Origin of the sequence: Cryobacterium sp. TMT1-2-1 (assembly GCF_004403955.1) — a bacterium.
Classification (GTDB): Bacteria; Actinomycetota; Actinomycetes; order Actinomycetales; family Microbacteriaceae; genus Cryobacterium; species Cryobacterium psychrotolerans.
Window position 1 is genome coordinate 1 of record NZ_SOHC01000025.1, and the last position, 13,171, is coordinate 13,171.

12 protein-coding genes are annotated in these 13,171 nt (G+C 69.4%); 3 read left to right on the forward strand and 9 right to left on the reverse strand.

What is annotated here, in order from left to right:
* Positions 1 to 207: 207 nt before the first annotated feature.
* Positions 208 to 1,578, forward strand: a complete 1,371-nt coding sequence (gene nhaA, locus E3T33_RS04240; protein WP_092324969.1) for a Na+/H+ antiporter NhaA — start codon at positions 208 to 210, stop codon at positions 1,576 to 1,578.
* A gap of 46 nt (positions 1,579 to 1,624) precedes the next feature.
* Here the strand turns inward: nhaA and E3T33_RS04245 are convergent, their stop codons facing one another.
* The 6 genes from E3T33_RS04245 to E3T33_RS04270 form a co-directional block, all read right to left on the reverse strand.
* Positions 1,625 to 1,954 carry a hypothetical protein gene (locus tag E3T33_RS04245; protein WP_092324967.1) on the reverse strand — a complete coding sequence of 110 codons (330 nt, stop codon included), beginning with the start codon at positions 1,952 to 1,954 and terminating at the stop codon, positions 1,625 to 1,627.
* 10 nt (positions 1,955 to 1,964) lie between these two features.
* Complete coding sequence (locus tag E3T33_RS04250) at positions 1,965 to 3,185, reverse strand: DNA polymerase IV (RefSeq protein ID WP_092324965.1); 1,221 nt, start codon at positions 3,183 to 3,185, stop codon at positions 1,965 to 1,967.
* A 68-nt stretch (positions 3,186 to 3,253) separates the two neighbouring features.
* Positions 3,254 to 4,054 carry an ABC transporter permease gene (locus tag E3T33_RS04255; RefSeq protein WP_092324963.1) on the reverse strand — a complete coding sequence of 267 codons (801 nt, stop codon included), beginning with the start codon at positions 4,052 to 4,054 and terminating at the stop codon, positions 3,254 to 3,256.
* A gap of 8 nt (positions 4,055 to 4,062) precedes the next feature.
* Entirely contained in the window at positions 4,063 to 4,989 is a 927-nt protein-coding gene (locus E3T33_RS04260; protein WP_092324961.1) for an ABC transporter permease, read from the reverse strand.
* 41 nt (positions 4,990 to 5,030) lie between these two features.
* The gene (locus E3T33_RS04265) at positions 5,031 to 6,233 is read right to left on the reverse strand and encodes an ABC transporter substrate-binding protein (protein WP_198417081.1); all 1,203 of its coding nucleotides are present in this window, start codon (positions 6,231 to 6,233) and stop codon (positions 5,031 to 5,033) included.
* 16 nt (positions 6,234 to 6,249) lie between these two features.
* Complete coding sequence (locus tag E3T33_RS04270; RefSeq protein WP_092324957.1) at positions 6,250 to 7,290, reverse strand: ABC transporter ATP-binding protein; 1,041 nt, start codon at positions 7,288 to 7,290, stop codon at positions 6,250 to 6,252.
* A gap of 102 nt (positions 7,291 to 7,392) precedes the next feature.
* Between E3T33_RS04270 and E3T33_RS04275 the strand changes: the two genes are divergently transcribed.
* Entirely contained in the window at positions 7,393 to 8,187 is a 795-nt protein-coding gene (locus E3T33_RS04275; protein WP_092324955.1) for a GntR family transcriptional regulator, read from the forward strand.
* A 4-nt stretch (positions 8,188 to 8,191) separates the two neighbouring features.
* Positions 8,192 to 8,998, forward strand: coding sequence for a PDC sensor domain-containing protein (locus E3T33_RS04280; RefSeq protein WP_092324953.1), 807 nt, complete (start codon positions 8,192 to 8,194; stop codon positions 8,996 to 8,998).
* A gap of 30 nt (positions 8,999 to 9,028) precedes the next feature.
* Here the strand turns inward: E3T33_RS04280 and E3T33_RS04285 are convergent, their stop codons facing one another.
* From E3T33_RS04285 to gatA, 3 genes are read right to left on the reverse strand one after another with little or no spacing between them, the layout of a single operon-like run.
* Positions 9,029 to 10,111: a VIT1/CCC1 family protein gene (locus E3T33_RS04285; RefSeq protein WP_092324951.1), complete on the reverse strand. Its 1,083-nt coding sequence runs from the start codon at positions 10,109 to 10,111 to the stop codon at positions 9,029 to 9,031.
* 5 nt (positions 10,112 to 10,116) lie between these two features.
* A complete protein-coding gene (gene gatB, locus E3T33_RS04290; protein ID WP_134574823.1) occupies positions 10,117 to 11,622 on the reverse strand; it encodes an Asp-tRNA(Asn)/Glu-tRNA(Gln) amidotransferase subunit GatB in 1,506 nt (501 codons plus the stop codon).
* Positions 11,622 to 13,169, reverse strand: coding sequence for an Asp-tRNA(Asn)/Glu-tRNA(Gln) amidotransferase subunit GatA (gene gatA / locus E3T33_RS04295; protein ID WP_092324947.1), 1,548 nt, complete (start codon positions 13,167 to 13,169; stop codon positions 11,622 to 11,624). Before gatA ends, gatB begins: the two co-directional genes overlap by 1 nt.
* Positions 13,170 to 13,171: the final 2 nt, after the last annotated feature.

Here is a 13,171-nt window from a genome sequence, read left to right on the forward strand (position 1 = left end):
ATTCGATCCGAGCCCACTGGTGATCGGTCAGCAAAGCAGTACGAGACATCCCTCCACCCTCCCAAACGAATCACGATTCGATTAGGAGACACGCCCTAGCCGCGTGTACGCTGGATACTGGTGAGCCGGGAAGTCTGGTCGGCATTTCATTCAGTGCGCCCGGAACTCGAACGCAGAACGTGTGCCGAAACCCAGAGGATTTCCCCTGTGACTCAACCATCGCTCACCCCACAGCCTTCCGCCAGGGCCCGGATCTTCGGCCGCAGCAGCTACCCCGAGTACCTGCGCGTCGCGTCGATCCTGCGCAAGGAGACCGTGGGCGGCGCCCTGCTGCTGGCCGCAACCGTTGTCGCGCTGGTCCTGGCCAACACCCCGGCCGCGCCCTTCTACTTCGCCCTCCGCGACTTTGAGGTCGGCTATGAACCGTGGCACCTGAGCCTCAGTCTCGGCACCTGGGCCGCGGACGGCCTCCTGGCCATCTTCTTTTTCCTGGCCGGGCTGGAGCTCAAACGTGAATTCGTGGCCGGCGAACTGCGCGTCGTCAGCCGTGCCGTCGTGCCCGTCGCGGCCGCGGTCGGCGGGGTCATCATCCCGGCACTGGTCTTCGTCGCGATCAACCTCGGCGGCGGGGCCGGCGCCCTGCGCGGCTGGGCCATCCCCACGGCCACCGACATCGCCTTCGCCGTCGCCGTCCTGGCCGTCATCGGTTCCCACCTGCCGAGCGCCCTGCGCATCTTCCTGCTGACCCTCGCCGTCGTGGACGACCTGCTGGCGATCGTGATCATCGCGCTCTTCTACTCCGCCGACATCCAGGTCGTCCCGCTGCTGCTCGCGGTGCTGCCCCTGGCCCTCTACGCGTTCCTGGCGCATCGATACTCGAAGTTCTTCGTGGCGCGGGCGTTCGCGGCGTGGCTCATTCTGCTGCCGCTGGGCGCCATGACCTGGGCGCTCGTGCACGGTTCGGGCATCCACGCGACCGTTGCCGGGGTTCTCCTCGGCTTCGCCGTTCCGGTGCTGGCCCGCGGCCGGGACGGCGGCACCGGCGACGGCGCGGGACTGGCCGAATCCTTTGAACACCGTTTCCGCCCGCTGTCGGCGGGGGTGGCCGTGCCGATCTTCGCGTTCTTCTCGGCCGGCGTCGCCATCGGCGGCGGCCAGGGCCTGGTGGATGCGCTGACGGACCCGGTTGCCCTCGGCATCATGGCGGCGCTCGTTCTCGGCAAGCCGGTGGGGGTCCTGCTCGCCACCTGGCTGGTGACGAAGACCACCAGGGCCTCGCTCGACCCTGACCTGGCCTGGGTGGACATCGTCGGAGTGGCCGTGCTCGCCGGGGTGGGGTTCACGGTCTCCCTGTTGATCAGCGAGCTCGCATTCGGCCACGGGAGTGCGGAGGACGACCACGCCAAGGTGGCGATCCTCACGGGCTCGCTGCTGGCGGCGCTGCTGGCCACCGGGCTGCTGCGCGCGAGGAACCGCCACTACCGCCGGATCCAGGAGAAAGAGAACACGGACGCCGACCTCGACGGGGTTCCCGACGTCTTCCTGCCCGAGCCGGGCCGGGAAGCACCCGCCGGCTGACCGGCGGCGCGGCCAATCCCCGGCGCGGCTCACTTCCCCGGCGCGGCTACTTCTTCAGTGCGCGGATCACGCGCGAAAGCGCGTGGCCGGCGACCCAGACGAACGGGATCGCCACCACGAGCAACGAGACGACGTTCGGGTCGAAACGCACGGTGTTGCCCGTCTTGACGTAGGCGCCGATCGGCACGGACATCCCGCCGCCGCCACCGCCCGCGGCCCCGCCTTCGGTCTCCCCGGCGTCACCGCCGCCGAAACCATACTGGACGAGAGCCACCGGGACGAGCGTGACTCCCTCCACCTGGATCGGATCGCCGTAGGCCGATCGCACACCGACGGATCGAGCATTTTCTGCGAGCTTCAGCACAAGGTTGGTCATGCCGCTCAGGTTACCCCCTGTCGGGTTTGAGGTGCGAGGCCGGCTTCACCGCGCCACGCCCGAAGCGCGCGGTCACAGTGTCAACGGCGAGTTCCGCCTCGCGCCAGTCGTCGTCGGGATCCCACAGGCCGAGGCCCGCTCCGTCCCCGGATCCCAGCTGCTCCACGCGCACCCCGATCAGCCGCACCCGGATTCCGGAGGCCGCAAGGGCGTCGAAGACGGCGACGACCTCCTCGTAGATGCGCCGGCCCACGTTGGTGGGCTCGGGCAGGGTGCGCGAGCGGGTGACCGTGCTGAAGTCGGCGTAACGCACCTTCAGCACGACCGTGCGGCCCACGAGGCCGGCGCCGCGGAGGCGGGCGGCCACCGCATCCGCCTGCCGGAGAATCTCGCTGCGCAGGCGGGCGACATCCGTCACGTCGTGTTCGAAGGTCACCTCATGGCCGATGCTCTTTTCCTCGCGGTCCACGCTGACGGCGCGAGGGTCACGCCCCCAGGCGAGGTCGTGCAGCTTGCGGCCGGCCGCCTCCCCGACCCCGGCCTGGAGCACGGACAACGGGGTGTTCGCGATATCGCCGATCCGCTTCAAGCCGAGCCGCAGGAGGGTCTGCTCGGTGGTCGCCCCGACGCCCCAGAGCGCGCCGACCGGCAGCGGATGCAGGAAGGCGATCGTGTCGTCGGCGGGGATGACGAGCAGGCCATTGGGTTTCGCCCGGCCGGACGCGAGCTTTGCGACGAATTTCGTGGACGCGGCCCCGACCGAGCAGGTGAGCCCGGTCTCGGTCTCCACCCGCCGCCGGATCAGCGCGCCGATCTCGGCGGGAGAGCCGTGGATGCGCCGGGCCCCGGCCACGTCGAGGAACGCCTCGTCGATCCCGAGCGGTTCCACCAGCGGGGTCACATCGTTGAAGATGGCCATGACGCGCCGGGAGAAGTCCTGGTAGCGGCTCATATGCGGCTCCAGCACGACTGCGTCGGGACAGCGGCGCAGCGCAAGGGCCATCGGCATGGCCGAATTCACGCCGTACCGCCGGGCGACATAGTTGGCCGCGGTCACGACCGACCGGCCGGAGCGGTGGCCCACCACGACCGGCCTGTCGACGAGTTCGGGGTGGTCGAGGAGCTCGACCGAGGCGAAAAACGCGTCCAGGTCGACGTGCAGCATGGTCGCTCGGGAGTCATCGACCGGGGTGGTCGTGACCTCTCGGTTGCTGCCGTCCTGCCTGCTCATCAGGATGACCCTAACCCACCGGGGGCGGGGCCGCACACCGGCTCACGCGCCGGCCTCGGCGGTCGGCCTCAGCGCACGATCTTCTCCGCCCCGGCAATGCGCTGGGCGATGTAGATCGGGATGATCGACACGATGACGAGCACCACGGCGATGACGTTGACGACGGGGGCCTGGTTCGGCCTGAAGAGGTTGTCCAGGATCCAGAGGGGCAGGGTCTTCACCCCGGCTCCCGCGGTAAAGGTCGTCACAATGATCTCGTCGAAGCTGAGCGCGAAGGCGAGGAGACCGCCGGCGAAAAGCGCCGAGCGCAGCTGGGGGAAGGTGATCAGCCGGAACGTGGTCCACAGGCCGGCGCCGAGGTCTGCGGACGCGTCCTCGATGCTCGTTCCCAGCCGCCGGAGACGCGCGATCACGTTGTTGAACACGGTGACGATGCAGAACGTGGCATGGGCGACGATCACCGTGTAGATCGACAGCTGCACGCCGAGGATGGTGCGGAAGGCGTTGTTCAGCGCGATACCGGTGATGATGCCGGGCAGGGCGATCGGGAGGATCACCAGCAGGCTGACGGCCTCGCGTCCGAAGAAGGAGTACCGCTGCAGGGCCAGGGAGATGAGCGTCCCCAGCACGAGCGCGATGAGCGTGGAGACGGAGGCGATCTGCACGCTGGTCACCAGCGCGTCCAGTGCCCCCTCGCTGCGGAACGCCTTCGCCCACCATTCGAGGGTGAAGCCCGGCGGCGGCCAGCTGAGGCTCGTGCTGGTGCTGAACGAGTTCACGAACACGACGAACAGGGGCAGGTAGATGCCCGCCAGCACGAGCACGGTCAGTCCGCCCAGGATGCCACGCGCCGCTCGACTCAGTCTCATCGTGTCTCCTACAGGTTTTCCAGGGCGCCCGTGCGCCGCACCGTGGCGAGGTAGCCGAAGATGATGACGATGGGGATGAGGGCGATCGCCGCGGCGAGCGGCAGGTTGTTGGCGGCGCCCACGTTGGTATAAACGAGGTTGCCCAGGAGCTGGTTGGCTCCGCCGACGATGTTCACGGTGATGTAGTCGCCGAGCGAGAGCGAGAAGCTGAAGATCGAGCCGGCGATGATGGCCGGCCAGATGATCGGGAGCACGACCAGGCGCAGGGTCGAGACCGTCTTGCCGCCGAGGTCGCTGGACGCCTCGAGCAGCGAGTCGGGAACACGTTCGAGACCGGCGTAGATCGGCAGGATCACGTACGGCAGCCACAGGTAAGACAGGGTGATGATCGTCGCCGGCAGGCCGTACCCGGGGCTCTCCCCGCCGAACGGGGCGAGCAGCCAGTTCAGGATGCCCTCCTGGGACAGCACCGACCGCCAGGCGTACGCCTTGACCAGGTAGCTCGCCCACAGCGGCATCAGTACGGCGATGACGAGGATGCGCTGCATGCGCGGGCTGGCCACTTTGGCCATGTAGAACGCGATGGGAAGGGCGATCACGATGTCGACGATCGTGACGAGCAGGGCAACGCCGACCGTGCGGACCGTGACCGTCTGGTACAGCGAACCGGTGAGGACGGTGATGATGTTCTCGAGGGTCCAGGTCTGGGAGATCTGCCCGGTGAACGTGTCGACGGTCCACAGGGAGGTGATCAGCAGCGCGACCAGGGCAACGATGTAGATCAGGCCCAGCCAGAACAGAGGGGCGGAGAGCAGCAGGGTCAGTCGCAGGCGTCGGTGCCGGCTGAGGAAGACCGAGCCCCGCCGGCCCAGGGTGTCCCTGGGCGGCGGTACCGTCATCCGTTTGCCGGGTGGCGCCGTTGCGTCGACCGTCATTGTTCTTCGTCCTTCCGTCTGCTGGGCCTGATCGGGCCTGCCTAGCCCTTGATTTCCTGCCAGGCCGTCGTCCAGGCGGAGTAGTCCGTGCACTCCACATCGGTGCGACCGTCCAGGCACTCGGCGATCGGGGTCGACCAGTACCAGATCTTCGACGCGTAGTCGGCGTCTCCGGCGTGGAAGGATTCGCAGGAGCCCTCCGAGCGGAAGTCGCAGGCAGCCTGGTTCGACGGCGCCTCACCGAAGTACTCGGTTGCCTGCGCGTTCGCCTCGGGGCTCGCGATGTAGTCCAGCCACTCGTACGCGCAGTTCGGGTTCGTCGCCTCGGATGCGATCATCCAGGTGTCCGACCAGCCGGTCACGCCCTCCTCGGGCAGAACCACCTCGGCCTTGGTTCCCTCGGCGAGGGAGTTGCGGATGACCTGCCAGGTGGTCCCGACGACGGTGTCGCCGGTCTCGAAGGCCTGGATCTCCTTGAGGTAGTCGGACCAGTACTCGCCGATGTTGACGCGCTGCTCCTTGAGCAGCTCGACGGCCGCGGCCAGCTGGGTCTCATCGAGGGCGTAGGGGTTCTCGATGCCCAGGTCCGGCTGGTGGGCCATCAGGTACACCGCGGCATCCGCGATGTAGATCGGCGAGTCATAGGCGGTCACCTTGCCCTTGTACTCGGAGGACTTGTCGAACACGACGTCCCACGACGTGGGGGCCGGTGTCACGGCCTCCGTGTTGTACATGAGCAGGTTGGCGCCGTAGCCGTGCGGGATGCCGTACGAGACCCCGTCGACGCTGTTCCACGACTGCATCTTGAGGAAGTCGTAGATGCCCTCGTAGTTGGGGATCAGGTCGGTGTTGACCGGGGCCACGTCGCCGGCGGCGACGAGTCGCAGCGATGCATCGCCCGAGGCCGCGACCACGTCGTACTCGCCGGTCTTCATCAGGTTGAAGGCCTCGTCCGAGGTGCCGTAGGTCTTGCTTGTGACCTTGCAGCCGGTCTCGTCTTCGAAGGCGCTCACCCAGTCCACCGCCGGGTCGTTGCTGCCGTCCTCGACGTAGCCGGGCCAGGCGAGGATCGACACGGCGCCTTCGGTCTTCCCGAGCTCGTCGGCGGCCTTCGGGCCCTCGCTGCCGCCGCCGCCGCCCTGCGTGGTGCCGCAGGCGGTGAGCACGGCGACCGAGGCAATTGCCAGACCGGTGAGGACGGCCGATGGCAGGCGCCCCCTGCGGTTTTCTGAATAGCGTTTCATAGCGTTCTCCATCCTTCTACTGGTGTGTGATTGCGGGTTCGAGGTCGACGACGTCGACGTCGTTCCACCCGACACTGACGCGCGAGCCGCGCTGGTCTTCGCCCACACGGTGGGCGTCGTTCTGCTCGAGGACCGTGATGCGCTTGCCGGCATCGAGGTCAACGATCAGCCGTGTGCTGCTGCCGACGTAGATGACCTCGGCCAGCGTGCCCGTGGCCGTCCGATCCGCTGCGGGCGGTGACGCCTCCGAGCCGATCGAGATCTTCTCCGGCCGCAGGGAATGCAGGCCACCGTGGCCGAACAGACGATGGGACACCTCGTCGTCGAAGACGTTGGAGGTGCCCACGAACGCCGCGACGAACGGGGAGACGGGCCGGTCGTAGATCTCCGCGGGGGTTCCGAGCTGCTCGATCCTGCCGTCGTTGAACACCGCGATCCGGTCGCTCAGGGTGAGGGCTTCCTCCTGGTCGTGGGTGACGAAGATGAAGGTGATCCCGAGGTCGCGCTGGAGTTCCTTCAGCTCGACCTGCATCTGCTCGCGGAGCTTCAGGTCCAGCGCGCCCAACGGCTCGTCCAGGAGCAGCGCCTTGGGCCTGACGACCGTGGCGCGGGCGAGCGCCACACGCTGCCGCTGCCCGCCGGAAAGCTGGCTGGGCTTGCGGTCGCCGAATCCGCCGAGGCGCACGGTGTCGAGCGCCTCGCGCGCCCGGGCCAGGCGGTCCCGCTTGGAGACGCCGCGCACCCGGAGTCCGTACGCGACATTCTCGAGCACGCTCATGTGCGGAAAGAGCGCGTAGTCCTGGAAGACCGTATTGACGTCACGGTCGAACGGCGCACGCTGGGTCACGTCCTGCCCGAACAGCGAGATCGTGCCGGACGTGGGCTGCTCGAAGCCGGCAATGAGGCGCAGCACGGTCGTCTTGCCCGAGCCGGACGGCCCCAGCATCGAGAAGAACTCCCCCTCTGCGATGTCGAGGTCCACGTGGTCGACGGCGGTGGCCGTGCCGAAGACCTTGGTCAATCCGGTCAACCGGATAGCGGGGTATTCCGCGCTCACGTGGCCTCCTAGCTCACTCTGAGATAAATCATATGGAGTTAGATGTCTTTTCGGCAGCCGCAGATGTTACGGTCGTGTCACAACTCCGGAAGAGTATCCAATATGCCCCAGTCCATCCGCCCCCGCACGGTCACGCACGCGGCCGTCTTCGCGCCCCTCGAGGGCGCCGGACGGGCAGAGCTGGTCGCGCAACGTCTCACCGACGCGATCGTGCTCGGGATCCTGGCCGACGGCGAACGCCTGCCGACCGAATCCCTGCTCGCGCGCCAGTTTGGCGTGGCCACGGTGACCGCGCGCGAGGCGCTCGACGCGCTGCGGCGCAAGGGCCTCGTGGAGACCAAGCGCGGGCGCGGGGGCGGGAGTTTCGTCACCTATGCCGGAGCCGGGCACGGTCGCCTGCAGGACGAACGGCTCCTCGGCCTGTCCCGGGTGCAGCTGCGGGACCTGGGCGCGCACTACGCCGCCATCGCGGCCATGACCGCGGAGCTCGCCGCGGATCGGGCCTCGGACAGCGACGTCGACAACCTCCGCCGCATCGTGGAATCGGCCGACATTGTGCAGGAGGGCGCCGCGCGGCGGGCGCAGGGAACGTTCCGGCTGGAGGTCTCCGCCCTGAGCCAGTCGGCGCGGCTCGTTCGCGAAGAACTCAGGCTGCAGTCCGAATTCGGCCCCCTGCTCTGGCTGTGCCTGCGCAACCCTGACTACCGCGCCCGGTGCCGGGAGACCCAACGCGGTATTGTGGCAGCGATCGCGGACCAGGACGGCGAGACCGCCAGGCGGCTCTCCGTGCTCCAGATCACGGATGCCATCGAGTGGCTGATCGAAGCCAAGGCCGTCCTTGAGACGACGGCCGAGAACACGGCCGGGCCGACCAACGGCCCCAAGGAAGAGGAATGACCCGGTGAATGCCCTGACCCGCACATCGATCGCCGACGGCATTGCCGCGGTCGGCGAGCACTTCAACTCCGTCTTCCTGCGGCTGGAGCACTGGCGCGACGCGACCCAGGACTTCCTCGAGTCACGCGGCGGCGAGGTCACCCGCGCGGAGCTCGACGCCCTGGTTGAGGGCCTGGTGCTCCGCGAGTTCGCCAGCGAGCACGGGTGCGTCATCGGTGCCGGCTTCGTCGCCGCCCCCGGTTTCCTCCGGGACGCCGAGTGGCACCTCGCCTGGTGGCTCGGCGACCGCAACACCTTCGGGGTCGGGGCCGCTGCCCCGGGCGTCCGCCGCCTCGACGCCGTCGAAGACAGCGCGGAGGAGAACTTCCGTGACTACACCACCCTGGAGTGGTGGCGCGTGCCGGTGACCACCGGGGCGCGGCACATCACGGGTCCCTACGTGGATTACCTGTGCACCGACGATTACACCCTCACCCTCACGGTGCCGGTGCGGCACGGCCGGGCGGTGGTCGGGGTGGTGGGCGCCGACCTGTACGTCGAGGATGTGGAGCGGGCCCTCCTCCCCCGGCTGGCCGCCCTCGGCACCCCGGTGACGCTCGTCAACGCATCCGGACGGGTGCTGCTGTCGACGGATGTGCACCTGGCCACCGGGGCGCTGCTGCGTCTGGACGGCCTCGCCGGAGCGCTGCGCGGCGGCGAGGACACCGGCCCGGCCGACACCGGCCCGGCCGTTCGGCTGGGCGACGGGCACGAGGTCGTGTGGTGCCCGGGCACCGGCCTCGCCCTGGTCGCGCGGCCCGCCCAGCGCTAGAGCGCCGTTTGTTTCGCTGCCCGCGCCGCGCTATCCGCCGACGATGAGCCCGAGCGCGTAGGTGACGGCCGCGGCGCCCAGGCCGATGCCCAGCTGGCGGAGCGCCCGGCGCAGCGGCGGGCCGCCCGACAGGAGTCCCACGATGGCGCCGGTCGCGAGCAGGGCCAGCCCGACGAGTACTGCGGCGCCGATCATGGCCGTCGCTCCGCTGAGCCCGAAGAGGTAGGGAAGCAGAGGGAGCACCGCTCCCGAAGCGAAGAAACAGAAGCTCGAGAGGGCCGCGCCCACGGCGGTGCCCACGGTTTCGTGCTCGTCGACGGGCTCGCTCGCCGGGGCGTCCATGTCCACCGGCCCGGTCGCGATCGTGATGGTGCGCAGCACCTCCCGCGCGTGGATCTCCGCCTTCTCCGGGCTCATCCCCCGTGCCCGGTAGACCAGGGTCAGTTCGTTCGCCCCGAGGTCGAGGTGGCCCAGGTCGCTCGTGTTCGACGGGCTCGGGCTGGAGGCCTCGAGCAGTTCACGCTGCGACCGCACCGAGACGAATTCGCCCGCAGCCATCGACAGGGCGCCGGCCAGAAGTCCCGCGACACCGGTGAAGAGGATGGTGGCGGCCGGCATCCCGGCCGCCCCGACACCCAGCACGAGCGCCAGGTTGCTCACCAGGCCGTCGTTGACTCCGAAGACCGCGGCCCGGAACGAGCCGGAGAGGCGCTGGCGCCCCCGGGCGGCCAGGCCGCGCACGACTTCCTCATGGATGCGTTCGTCGGCGGCCATCGCGTCGGTCGCGTCCGCGTCGGCGCCGTAGGGCGAGCCGGATTCCGCCCGCTGCGCCAGCGCGAGCACGAACACCGAGCCGAACCGGCGGGCCAGGAAGCCGAGCATCCGGGTGCGCAGGGCGCCCTTGCGCGGCGCCCCGACGTCGTCACCGAGCAGATCGCGCCAGTGCGCCTCGTGCCGGCCCTCGGCCTCGGCCAGGGCGAGCAGGATGTCGCGCTCCTCGCCCGACCTGCGCCCGGCGAGGTCACGGTAGACCGAGGCCTCCGCCTGTTCGTCGGCCAGGTACCGCCGCCAGCGACGGATCTCGGCCTCGCGTGCCGCTCGCCCGGTCGACACTGCGGCTACTCGGCCGATCCGGCGCGTTCAAGCACAAGCTCGCGCACACGCGCCGCGTCGGCCTGGCCCCTCATCGCCTTCATGACGGCGCCGATGACCGCGCCGGCGGCCTGCACCTTGCCGTCGCGGATCTTCGCGAGCACATCGGGCTGCGAGGCCAGGGCCTCGTCGATGGCCGCGATCAGCGGGCCGTCGTCGGAGACCACGGCGAGGCCGCGGCTGTCCACGACCTCGAGCGGGGTTCCTTCGCCGGCGATGACGCCTTCGAGCACCTGGCGGGCGAGGCGGTCGGTCAGCGTGCCTGCCTCGACGAGTTCGATCAGCGCGGCCACCTGGTGCGGCTGCACGAGTGAGTCGGCGGCCACACCGGCGACGTTCGCGAGCCGGGCCACCTCACCCGTCCACCACTTGCGGGCGGCCTGCGCGGATGCCCCGGCCGCGATGGTCGCTTCGACGGCGTCGAGCAGGTCCGAGTTGACGACATCCTGGAATTCGAGGTTCGCGAAGCCCCAGTCGGCCTGGAGGCGCTTGCGGCGGGCGGCCGGAGGCTCGGGCAGGGTCGCCCGCAGCTCCTCGACCCATTCGCGCGACGGCGCGACGGGCACGAGGTCGGGCTCGGGGAAGTAGCGGTAGTCGTCGGCGTCGGACTTGGGGCGCCCGGCGGAGGTCCGGCCGGTGTCTTCGTGCCAGTGGCGGGTTTCCTGGGTGATGGTTCCGCCGGCCGACAACAGGGCGGCCTGGCGCTGGATCTCGTACCGCACGGCCCGTTCGACCGAGCGCAGCGAGTTGACGTTCTTGGTCTCGGTGCGCGTGCCGAGGATGTTCGAGCCGCGCGGGCGGAGGGACACGTTCGCGTCGCAGCGCACGTTGCCCTCTTCCATCCGGGCGTTGGACACGCCCAGGGCCTTGACGATCTCACGGATGGCGGCAACGTAGGTCTTGCCGATCTCGGGCGAGTCCGCCTCGCCGCCCTCGATCATCTGCGTGACGATCTCGACCAGCGGCACGCCGCCGCGGTTGTAGTCGACGAGCGAGTAGTCGGCGCCCTGGATCCGGCCGGTGGCACCGCCCTTGTGGGTGAGCTTGCCGGCGTCATCCTCCATGTGGGCGCGTTCGATCTCGACGGTGACCTGCCGGCCGCTCTCGAGTTCGATGGTGAGCGAGCCGTTGAAGGCGATCGGCTCGTCGTACTGCGAGGTCTGGAAGTTCTTCGCCGTGTCCGGGTAGAAGTAGTTCTTCCGGGCGAATCGGGACGTCTCGGCGATGTCGCAGCCGAGCGCCAGGCCGAGGCGGATGCTCGACTCGATCGCCTTCCGGTTCACCTGGGGCAGCCCGCCGGGCAGCCCGAGGCAGGTCGGGCAGGTGTTCGTGTTGGCGCCCTGGCCGAACTCGTTGGCGCAGCCGCAGAACATCTTGGTCTTCGTGTTGAGTTCGACGTGCACCTCGAAGCCGAGCACCGGCTCGTAGAGTTCGAGGGCCTTGTCGAAGTCCATCAATTCAGCCTTCTTCATCAGATGACCCCTTCTTCGCTCGCGAACATTTCCACCGGCGCCAGCGCGGGAGCGCGGCTGAGCAGGGTGTGACCCCAGTGCGCTTCGAGCAGCTGCTCGACCGCGGCACCGAACGTGTAGAGGCGGGCATCCTGTTTCGCCGGCGCCATGACCTGCAGGCCGACCGGCAGGCCGTCCTCGGGCGCCAGGCCCATCGGCAGGCTCATCCCGGGGATCCCGGCGAGGTTCGCCGGGATCGTCGTGATGTCGTTGAGGTACATGGCCATCGGGTCGGCCAGCTTCTCGCCGAACTTGAACGCCGTGGTCGGGGCGCTCGGCGACACGAGCAGGTCGACCTTCTCGAAGGCCGCGTCGAAGTCGCGCTGGATCAGGGTGCGCACCTTCTGCGCGCTGCCGTAGTACGCGTCGTAATACCCGGTGCTGAGCGCGTAGGTACCGAGGATGATGCGGCGCTTGACCTCGGGGCCGAAGCCGGCGTCGCGGGTGGCGGCCATCACGCGTTCGATCGTGACCGGGCCGTCGGTGGGGTTTTCCCGGAGCCCGAAGCGCACCGAGTCGAAGCGAGCCAGGTTGCTGGATGCCTCGGCGGGCAGGATCAGGTAGTACGCGGCGACCGAGTATTCGAAGTTCGGGGCGCTCACCTCGCTGATCTCCGCGCCCGCTGCGGCGAGCAGGGCGAGTGTCTCGGTGAAGCGCTGTGTGACGCCGGCCTGGAAGCCCTCGCCGTTGAGTTCCTTGACGACGCCGATGCGGAGACCCGTGAGGGCTCCGTCGGCGAGGCCCGCGCGCGCGGCGGCGGCCATCGACGGCCACGGGTCGGTGAGGGAGGTCGAGTCGAGCGGGTCGTGACCGCCGATGACATCGTGCAGGAGCGCGGCGTCATAGACCGTGCGCGAGACCGGGCCGACCTGGTCGAGCGAGGATGCGAGGGCGATGGCGCCGTAGCGGGAGACGCCGCCGTAGGTGGGCTTGACCCCGACGGAACCGGTGACCGCCGCGGGCTGCCGGATGGAGCCGCCGGTGTCGCTGCCGAGCGCGAGCGGGGCCTCGAAGGCGGCGACCGCGGCGGCCGAACCGCCTCCGGAGCCGCCGGGGATCCGTTCCTGGTCCCACGGGTTGCGGGTCGGGCCGTAGGCGGAGTGCTCGGTGGAGGAGCCCATCGCGAACTCGTCCATGTTGGTCTTGCCGAGCGGGATCAGGTGCGCGTCGCGCAGCCGCTTGACGACCGTGGCGTCGTAGGGCGGGATCCAGCCCTCGAGGATCTTCGAGCCGGCCGTGGACGGCATGTCCCGGGTGGCGAGCACGTCCTTGATCGCGATCGGCACGCCGGCGAGCAGGCCGAGCTGCTCACCCGCGGCGCGCCGGGCGTCGACCCGGTCCGCCGTGGCGAGAGCGGCATCCGCGGCCACATGCAGGAACGCGTGCAGGTCGGTATCGACGGCCGCGATGTGGTCGAGGTGCGCGCGGGTCACCTCGACGGAACTGACCGAACCGTTGGCGAGGAGGCCGCCGAGGTCGGCGGCGGACAGCTTGATGAGATCGGTCATGG

What these genes read in the sequence shown, in the direction of transcription:
- E3T33_RS04245 (WP_092324967.1), bottom strand. Translation starts at nt 1,954, where the DNA reads ATGACCAACCTTGTGCTGAAGCTCGCAGAAAATGCTCGATCCGTCGGT.
- E3T33_RS04265 (WP_198417081.1), bottom strand. Translation starts at nt 6,233, where the DNA reads ATGAAACGCTATTCAGAAAACCGCAGGGGGCGCCTGCCATCGGCCGTC.
- E3T33_RS04260 (WP_092324961.1), bottom strand. Translation starts at nt 4,989, where the DNA reads ATGACGGTCGACGCAACGGCGCCACCCGGCAAACGGATGACGGTACCG.
- gatB (WP_134574823.1), bottom strand. Translation starts at nt 11,622, where the DNA reads ATGAAGAAGGCTGAATTGATGGACTTCGACAAGGCCCTCGAACTCTAC.
- E3T33_RS04255 (WP_092324963.1), bottom strand. Translation starts at nt 4,054, where the DNA reads ATGAGACTGAGTCGAGCGGCGCGTGGCATCCTGGGCGGACTGACCGTG.
- E3T33_RS04250 (WP_092324965.1), bottom strand. Translation starts at nt 3,185, where the DNA reads ATGAGCAGGCAGGACGGCAGCAACCGAGAGGTCACGACCACCCCGGTC.
- E3T33_RS04275 (WP_092324955.1), top strand. Translation starts at nt 7,393, where the DNA reads ATGCCCCAGTCCATCCGCCCCCGCACGGTCACGCACGCGGCCGTCTTC.
- gatA (WP_092324947.1), bottom strand. Translation starts at nt 13,169, where the DNA reads ATGACCGATCTCATCAAGCTGTCCGCCGCCGACCTCGGCGGCCTCCTC.